Raw genomic sequence first — 8,327 nt, 5'->3', positions numbered from 1 at the left:
AGGTAGAATCTTAGAAAAGTAATATTCTTAAATTGAATTCCTTCAGTTAATAGGGAGGAAAGATAGTTATCCAAAATAGCCTTATATTCCAAACTTGATTTTAGTTTCATATTGATTTTGCGGATGGTTAAACTTGCCTCATCTTTACTAGTCAATATTTCTTCCATTTGTACGAAAGGAGTATTCAACTTTAATATTTTTTTCAATTCCTTCTCGTAAAAAGTCAAGGAAGGTGGTTTGGCTAATATTAGATTCTCCCAGTTCAGGTAAGACATTTGCAATATAGCTTGAGAATAAAGGGTTTGGCGAGAACAAAAGTAAGTTGTTTGAGTTCAAAGTACCACGAAAACGATACAATAAGTAGGCAATTCGCTGTAGCACGGCAGAGGTTTTGCCACTTCCTGCAACCCCTTGTACAATAAGCAAATTACTATGTTCATTTCTAATGATTTTGTTTTGTTCTTTTTGAATGGTGGTTACAATACTTTTCATTGTCGTGCTAGCATTATTTCCGAGTGCGGCCTGAAGAAGTCTATCACCAATGGTAACGCCTGTATCAAACATGCCTTTAATTTTTCCTTGTCTAATCAGAAATTGTCTCTTTCGCATGATTTCGCCAGTGATCTTGTTATCCATCGTACTATAGTAAGCTTCCCCAGGTGAGAAGTCATAATATAGACTGGATATGGGTGCTCGCCAATCATAGATTAGAAAATTTTCTTCTTCCTGATCCATCAAAGAGGCGATACCAATATATATTTCATCTGTTTCATCTTCTAAGTCTTCCTTAAAATCAATTCTTCCAAAGTAAGGGGAATCTTTTAAGCGCTGAAGCATCTTTAATTCTTTCCCAATTCCACCGTGAAATCTTTCTCGTTCAGCAAGGAGCTCTGCTTGCTGTTTCAAGCTAGCCTGAGTTTCAATCACATCGTCAGGTTCATCCAGATTTACGGTTACCTCATCCCAAAAATTTTTACGAAGATCAACAATGCTCTCCTTGAGACTACCAGACTTTTCATGTAGTTTTTCTTCTTTTTTGTTGATTTCTTGGACGACATAATCAACTCGCTTTTGTTCCATGAGTTTGTTTTCGTCGTGACTCACTCAATCAACCCCCATCTATTTTTTCTTTTTGTTGACTACCTATTTTGAAGATGTTATAATATATTTGGATAGTTATATTAACATAATTCAAAATGGCAATCGCTTTTTAAGTGTACCATATATAGATTTGTCCTGCAACGCTTTTTTGTAAAAAGCGTTCTTTTTTTATGGAATCATTTCTAAATGACCTATGACTGGTTCGTATTGACTATTGTAGCTATATACAGGGAAAATGAAAGTCCATGGCATACTTGATTTTGCAGGGACAAGTAAACTAGGTAAAGTAAATTCATGTTCTCCTATTATTTTGTCTCCATGTAAATATTTAATCTTTTTTTATGAAAGGTACATTCTTCATTTGTAATATTATGTACTAATACTAAAATAAGTAATTCATTTTTATAATTCCGGTCTATTCGAAGTGTAGTAAATTGAATAGGCTTGTCTGTTAACGTAACTTCCTCAAATGTCTTTTCTACTAGAGAGCGATCCTTATCAGAAATGGCTCTTTCCCAAGCAGCTTCATATGTTAGGTTTTGCATCAATATTCTCCTTTTTTATCCTTCATATTATTACAAAAAATATCAGAAATATTTCAAAAGTATGTCAATAATTATTTACTTCATTATACGAGTTTGATATATTGATAGAAAGTTTTTAAATTTTACTCCTATTAAGAAAAATAGAATATCGAATTTTAAAGGGGAAACGTACAATGATTCGTGCATTATTTAAACATGAATTTCGAATTCTGATAAGAAGTAAGAAAAACATACTGTTTCTAATTTTTTTAGCAATAGCATTATTAAGTTATTGCTTTATTATACTACCCAATAAACAAACTGCAGATTCTTTTGATTCTGAAAAAGTACGTTACGAGCTAGAAGAGTTAGAAATCACGCAAAAAGATCGAGATGAAAAAGGCCTAACAGGTTATCAAAGTATGTCTGGGAGGTCGGTCTATTCCGATCAAAATAATTATTTTGCGATACATAAGGCAATGTTACAGGCGTTTGAGGATCAAAACTTTGAACGGTACGCTCGTTTATACCTACAGTATTTAACGGAAAATTGGTGGGATTATGCTGGGAATCCAGAACAATATCAACAATCTGATTTTCCGGGTAAAGATAAAATGCATGATTATAATCAAACCCTTCTTCGTTATAAAGGGTACTTCGATGAAAATATCCCAATTAGCTACCCACTAATTGAACAAAAAACAGCATTGCAGTCGCTGGAGAGTTTTTTTCTTAGCTCCAGTATTTATATTTTAGTCTTTATGGCTATCTACTTCAGTAGTGATATGGTGGTAAGGGATAGACAATACCGAACATTATTACAAGGGATTCCAATGGGATGGTATCGGATCCTAAATATTAAAACGATGGTAGTCTTTTTCTACACGATGCTAGTGATTGTGTTATTTCTTGGTATTGGTATCGGTATCATTAGTATAACAAATGGTTTTGGCTATACAAACATACATGTTCCATATATGACATTTAAAGAATGGAACTTCACTTTAGTGGATTACGATATTATGTCGTTAGGAAAGTATTTACTCTATACATTAAGTTTTATCCCGATATTAATCTATTTATTTATTCGATTAAATGTCTTGTTAAGTCTACTCTTTAAGAATCAATGGCTTGTGCTACTAATTAGTACTGCATTTCTATTATCGGAAAGAGTCTACTTTTCTAGAAGAACGAGAGATTTATTCGGCATTGAGATTAGTAATTTCCCACAAACTTATTTTGATTTTGGAAGAATCATTACGAACGGAAAGAATTACTTGGTAAACCTTGATACCATTACATATTCGAAGGGAATTACCGTATTATGTTTGTCCATATTGGTCTTGGAAGTATTGTTACTTATTGTTTCACGAATCGTAACAAAACAACGCTTTTATTAAGTTTGAGAGGATAGATTCAATCATGTTTTGGAAATATACATTGTTTGAGATGAAATTAATGCTCAGAAACCGAAAAAACTGGTTTCTTGCCGTGTTTATGTTACTCTTCTTTCCATTATTCTTTACATATTATAGTCAGACCGAAATCGTACCTCTGAAACAAAAAGTGCAAGAAGAATCGAATATGACCTATTCATTGTTGGATATATATCCGGATATGTATCGTGAAACAGAAGCTGGAAAGGAAGTCTATGAGAATCTCTTAGAGCAGCAATCACTTGTAAATTATCAAGTATTCTATCTAGGAGTTGGGAAGGACCACGACGCTTTTGTAGAAGCTGGATTAAGGGTGAATGAACTTCGACTAAGAGTTCATGAATTAGATAATCTTGGAATTCCGGAGCAATTTATTTTTCCAAAAGAAGAAGTATTAAGAAATGATGCAATGCTTAGGTATATACAGAAGCATGATTTGGAATTGGAAACAGAACCAATCGTCGCAAGTTCTTATATTCTTTATGCGCTTAGTACCGTAAGTGGTTTGTTTTTTCTAATTATCATCTTGATTGGTGGTAGTGAATTACTCGCTTATGAGACGAAACATCGAACCGCTGTGAATGGATTTCCAATTGCATTCATGAAGCGGATTCTCAGTAAAATCGGTATACACTTAGTATTCTTCTCTACTGTTCTAGTACTTGGGATATTTGCGGGCATTACATATGTTTCGAGCAAGGTAGGAAGTGGTAGCTTTTCTTCACCTGTTTTGCTTTATAAAGATGGTGATTATGTACCGATATCTACCTCGAAGTTTATATTATTCATAGTGGTTGGCTTTATCATCGTAGCTTTGATGTTACTAGTTCTTTCGGTTTTATTAAATCAACTTCTGCAAAACGGTTATGCCAATGTATTAATCGGTATAGGAATCTTCCTTATCCCGCAATTACTACAAATGATTGGGATAACAGAATTCTTAAGCCCGCTAACTTATATTGATATTGTAGGTGTACTTTCAGGAGATTTAGCATCAGAGCTAGGAAATCCTAGAATAGACTTCTTCAATGCTAGTACATGGTTAATCATGATGATTATAGCTCTTATTCTATTGGTCTACGTAAAAAGTAAATTACCTTATATTCAACAAGGGTTTTCTAAAACGAAACTATCGAAATGAGGTTGGTGAATTATGCTAGAGTTAAAGGATGTCACAATTTCTTATAAAGATAAGACAGTGTTGAATAAGCTATCACTCTCTGCATCTGCAGGGGAGATTATAGGTCTAGTTGCTCCAAACGGAACCGGAAAGACCACGTTATTTAATGTAATAGCGAACTTTATTCAGCCAAATAAGGGCAGTATTACCTTCATGGAAAAATTAGCCTATAAAAATGAAAGGCAGCAAATAGCCATTCATAAACAGCTAACAACTTTTCCAGAGCAAAGTGATTTATTTGATGAACTATCTGGATTAGACCATTTAAAGCTTTACGGAAATATGTGGAAGGGCTCTACGAAGCATATTAACGGTATCATTGAATACTTAAACATGGGACATTACGTAAAGAAAAAAGTTCGCACCTATTCGCTTGGAATGCGCCAACGACTATGTTTTGCAATGTTAGTTGCGGCAGATACTCCGATTATGCTAATGGATGAGGTGATGAATGGATTAGATATTGATAATGTGGCTCTTATTTCAAAGAAATTAGCTGAAATGAAGCAAGAGAATAAATTAATATTTGTTGCATCCCATTTACTTGAAAACCTCGATTTATATGCTGATCGCGTGATGTTTTTAAAGGATGGTAAAATTATTCATGAATTGAAGCAAGATGTGGATCACCATGATGACCATATAAAAATAGAGATGGAAGTTGATCAGTATGAAAAGCTGAAAGGGTTTTTACCAAAAGGACATCAATATATAGCAAATCATCTATTATGCGTTCCGTTGGCGGACATGCAAACTACTGAAAAGATTGAATGGATTGAACGATTATTAGCGTATAAAGAAAAAGAACTTACGATAGGCCCCCTTGGGACGATAGAATATTATGAGAAATATTATGAAAAAGTATAATACCTGCTTCAATAGGCGGGAGGGAAATGTATGAAAAAAATGATAATACCATTGCTTTTCACTTGTATCCTATTATCGGGTTGTGTCAATAAACTCTCTGCAGAACAGAAAGAAATTAATGAAGCATATATAGATAATAAAGAGATTATTGGCTCTGAACGGGTCGAGATGATTAAGGAAATCAGTGCTACCATCTTTGATGTAAGTGATAGGAGTAATTCTACAGCAGAGCCTTTTAGCATCACTTTAGTGGAGCCAAACCATGAGTTTAGCGTACCGGAAGGAAGATATCTTCTAGTGGGTGATATTGCTGGAACTGTAACTATTTTAGATGAAAATGGCGATATCCTTATAAAAGAAGTCATTAGTACCATATCGGGATATAGTATAGGTGTTACCGTAGATATTCAAGAACAACATACTATCCGTGTTAATGGATTTGAGAATTTTTCTATGACGCCAGTTCCTACTGACTTAAAGGTTGAATTAGGTACTGGAATCTGGCATGTGGGGGTAGACATTGAACCAGGCAATTATAAGGTTACTGCTCCATATGGTTTTGGCTATTTGCAAGTCCTCCATCCAGATGAAGAACCACAGGTTATTGAAATTATCAGTGGGCCGTATGCCCATACAACATCCAATGTGGAGTTAAAGGAAGGTGAGGTGCTCCGGATAACGAGGGGACTTGTCCTAAATTTTAAGCATAATTAAATAGTGATGGGTGAATTGTCCATTATGATCATAACTGCTGTACTTTTAAGAGTATGGCAGTTTTTTAGTATAAGTCAGAATTTGATAACTCATTTAATGTGTTACGAAAAATGTTATCTAAATCAGCTGTAAGTGAATTAAGGTTGATATCAATACTTTTAGTATATAACTCTAATCTATTTAGTTCACTTTGGCAGTAGGCTATTAAAACTGGATAATCAACCATAGTATTTGATGAATCATTGATTTTTAGTGTGATTATTGTATCTGCAAGCTTCCTCATCTTTTTATCTGTTATGAGTGTATGAACGAGTTGTTTCATATTAAATGGTGGAAACTTTTGATATGTCTGTATCCATTTTGCTAAAAGGATAGGACGAAGAATATTGATTGAATGCTTCAAATCAATTTGAAGTCTTTTATTCACTGCTCTATTCAAGTTTCCCCGAGCCATATTGACATAGTGTCGTATACAGGTTCCCGTATTCAATACGCTAGGTAGTAAGTCTTTAATCTGTCTAATCGTAGAAAGTTCCTCGGTGTAACAGATTGGTGTATGTAGCCATTCTAAGAGGGAAGGATTCGACTTGCGTAGTAAACGGAGAGCTTTGGTTAATTCCCATCCGTTTATATCCAGGTTATCACAGATAGGAAGTTCAATAACATCACGTTTACGTTCCGTTCCAAAGGGATCGATACTTAAGTAATTCTCAACCGAATGTACATATAAAAAGCGTACGTCATAATCACTTGATGGAGAAGAAAGTCCCCACGCCCGGCTACCTACTTCACATGAATATAAGATTTTAACGTTATATTCTTTTTCGACTTGCATTAAACGCATTTGAATAGTATCAATCATTCGCTTTCCTCCTTTAGGAATAATTAAAAGTCGAATTAGTTGTATTTCAAATATATTCTAGGCAAACTATAAACGTAAGTAATTCGATTGGAGGGATCAATTGATGGATATGTCAGTGAAATGGAATGAAAAGATGTCTTTTACCGGATTTGCGCCGTCAGGTCATGAGATTATGATGGATGCTGCTGAATCTGTAGGTGGAGAGAATAGAGGAGCTAGGCCTACTGAATTATTATTAAGTGCCGTTGCAGGTTGTACTGGCATCGATATTATTTCTATCTTAACCAAGATGCGTTTACAACCTACTTCATTTGAGATTAATATGTCTGGTGATCGTGCAGACGAGCATCCTAAAAAGTTTACCAAAATTAATATCCATTATGCATTAGAAGGGGAACTTCCAGAGGATAAAGTAGTGCGAGCTATCGAACTATCCATGGATAAATACTGTTCGGTTTCTCATTCATTGAGTGCTGAAATAACAGCAAGTTATTCGATTAATGGTGTTCCTGGGGAGAAAAGCATTTAAGCTTTTCTCCTTTTTTATGGTAATAAAGATATGATTGGTATGTTAAATGTCATGATAATGATTGCTGCCCAAAATCCAGATAGGATCCAAGCTAAAATGGGTTTGTTTTGATGAATATATAATATTGTGAACATCACAATATTAAAGGCCAAAGACCAATACATGGACCATCCGTTTTCATGTCTAATTAGGTTTAAATAATGTAAATTAATAAATTCAATAATCCAGTAGATAAAAACCCATAGTATAATCCAAAGTATTTTTTTGGGAGTTCCATCCGGAAATTTTCCAAGATATATAAGAATTGTTACCGGGTAAGCAATGAGCATAATCATGATAGACACAAAAGAATGGTTTATTAAAATGTTAGTGGCAAATATTGTCTCTTGATAACGCCACAAAGGGAAATGATATGTTATGACGTTAGCAAAGAGATCACAGAGAATAAAAAATAAAATCGTAGGATAGTATTTTTTCCTATTCCTTCCAGTTGCCCCATCTCAATCCAGCTAATAAAAATAAAAAATTAGTAAATAAAATGCATAGCATTCTCTCCAACTTATTTATTGGTGTTGCGATAATGCGAGAGTAGTTTTTTTGTCAATAGAAAGTTTAGTGTAATGATTAAATAAACAAACGGATAAATTATAGCAGAGTACCAAAGCTTCCAATTTTCATAGTAAAAGAAACCATATCGGACACTTAAATATTCATATCCTATGGAAAAAGCACACCAGAGAATGATATAGAGTAACTTCTTCCAATGGCTGTTTTCTAATGGGAAATAATTCAAGTAGATTATGTTTAATGGTGGATAGATTAGAAATATGACGATGAATGTTAGGTAGTCCACACCATATTCAAAGTATCCATAATAGTTGTACTTAAACTCTAAAATCATATCGACAATCAATTGAAATACAATGGAAAACAATGAAGTTGTGTACATTTCTACATAGGTAATACGTTTACGGATTAGGTAAGCAATAGCTGTAAATAGAAAAGCAGAAATCAATGCGAATACCATATTTAATCAGCACCCTAAAAGAAGTTAGAGTTATTTTCTTACCTTTTAGGAAATTTATACCTATAGATAAGAAAGTGCCTAAAAACA

Annotated in this window: 10 protein-coding genes; 5 read left to right on the top strand and 5 right to left on the bottom strand. The window is 34.0% G+C overall.

Translation table 11 applies throughout. The features are described 5' to 3' along the window. Positions 1-147: 147 nt before the first annotated feature. Both helD and G5W_RS0117455 read right to left on the bottom strand, forming a co-directional pair. Complete coding sequence (gene helD / locus G5W_RS0117460; protein ID WP_010098659.1) at positions 148-1,104, bottom strand: RNA polymerase recycling motor HelD; 957 nt, start codon at positions 1,102-1,104, stop codon at positions 148-150. A gap of 302 nt (positions 1,105-1,406) precedes the next feature. Then, entirely contained in the window at positions 1,407-1,646 is a 240-nt protein-coding gene (locus tag G5W_RS0117455) for an SLAP domain-containing protein (protein WP_010098658.1), read from the bottom strand. Between the two features lie 173 nt (positions 1,647-1,819). On the opposite strand from G5W_RS0117455, the gene G5W_RS0117450 reads away from it, so the two are divergent. Genes G5W_RS0117450 through G5W_RS0117435 form a run of 4 tightly spaced genes read left to right on the top strand, consistent with a single transcriptional unit; the run spans position 1,820 to position 5,822 of the window. Continuing rightward, positions 1,820-3,025 (top strand): ABC transporter permease subunit, encoded by a 1,206-nt coding sequence (locus tag G5W_RS0117450; protein WP_010098657.1) that lies wholly within the window; start codon positions 1,820-1,822, stop codon positions 3,023-3,025. A 22-nt stretch (positions 3,026-3,047) separates the two neighbouring features. Further along, on the top strand, positions 3,048-4,202 hold the full coding sequence (locus G5W_RS0117445; protein ID WP_010098654.1) for a hypothetical protein: 1,155 nt from the start codon (positions 3,048-3,050) through the stop codon (positions 4,200-4,202). Between the two features lie 12 nt (positions 4,203-4,214). After that, positions 4,215-5,108, top strand: coding sequence for an ATP-binding cassette domain-containing protein (locus G5W_RS0117440; RefSeq protein ID WP_010098652.1), 894 nt, complete (start codon positions 4,215-4,217; stop codon positions 5,106-5,108). Between the two features lie 30 nt (positions 5,109-5,138). After that, positions 5,139-5,822 carry a hypothetical protein gene (locus G5W_RS0117435; protein ID WP_010098651.1) on the top strand — a complete coding sequence of 228 codons (684 nt, stop codon included), beginning with the start codon at positions 5,139-5,141 and terminating at the stop codon, positions 5,820-5,822. A 64-nt stretch (positions 5,823-5,886) separates the two neighbouring features. On the opposite strand, the gene G5W_RS0117430 is transcribed toward G5W_RS0117435, so the two are convergent. Then, entirely contained in the window at positions 5,887-6,684 is a 798-nt protein-coding gene (locus tag G5W_RS0117430) for a nucleotidyltransferase domain-containing protein (RefSeq protein ID WP_010098650.1), read from the bottom strand. 103 nt (positions 6,685-6,787) lie between these two features. Between G5W_RS0117430 and G5W_RS0117425 the strand changes: the two genes are divergently transcribed. Beyond that, positions 6,788-7,213: an OsmC family protein gene (locus G5W_RS0117425; protein WP_010098648.1), complete on the top strand. Its 426-nt coding sequence runs from the start codon at positions 6,788-6,790 to the stop codon at positions 7,211-7,213. Positions 7,214-7,227: 14 nt separating this feature from the next. Here G5W_RS0117425 and G5W_RS24950 read toward each other — a convergent pair whose 3' ends face one another. After that, the gene (locus G5W_RS24950; RefSeq protein WP_420178664.1) at positions 7,228-7,659 is read right to left on the bottom strand and encodes a CBO0543 family protein; all 432 of its coding nucleotides are present in this window, start codon (positions 7,657-7,659) and stop codon (positions 7,228-7,230) included. Between the two features lie 113 nt (positions 7,660-7,772). Beyond that, positions 7,773-8,240 carry a CBO0543 family protein gene (locus tag G5W_RS0117415; protein WP_010098645.1) on the bottom strand — a complete coding sequence of 156 codons (468 nt, stop codon included), beginning with the start codon at positions 8,238-8,240 and terminating at the stop codon, positions 7,773-7,775. Positions 8,241-8,327: the final 87 nt, after the last annotated feature.

The sequence above is a fragment of the Ornithinibacillus scapharcae TW25 genome (genome assembly GCF_000190475.1).
GTDB classification, from domain to species: Bacteria; Bacillota; Bacilli; order Bacillales; family Amphibacillaceae; genus Ornithinibacillus; species Ornithinibacillus scapharcae.
Note: the sequence above shows the minus strand (reverse complement) of the source record. Positions and strands in the feature narration are given on the sequence as shown.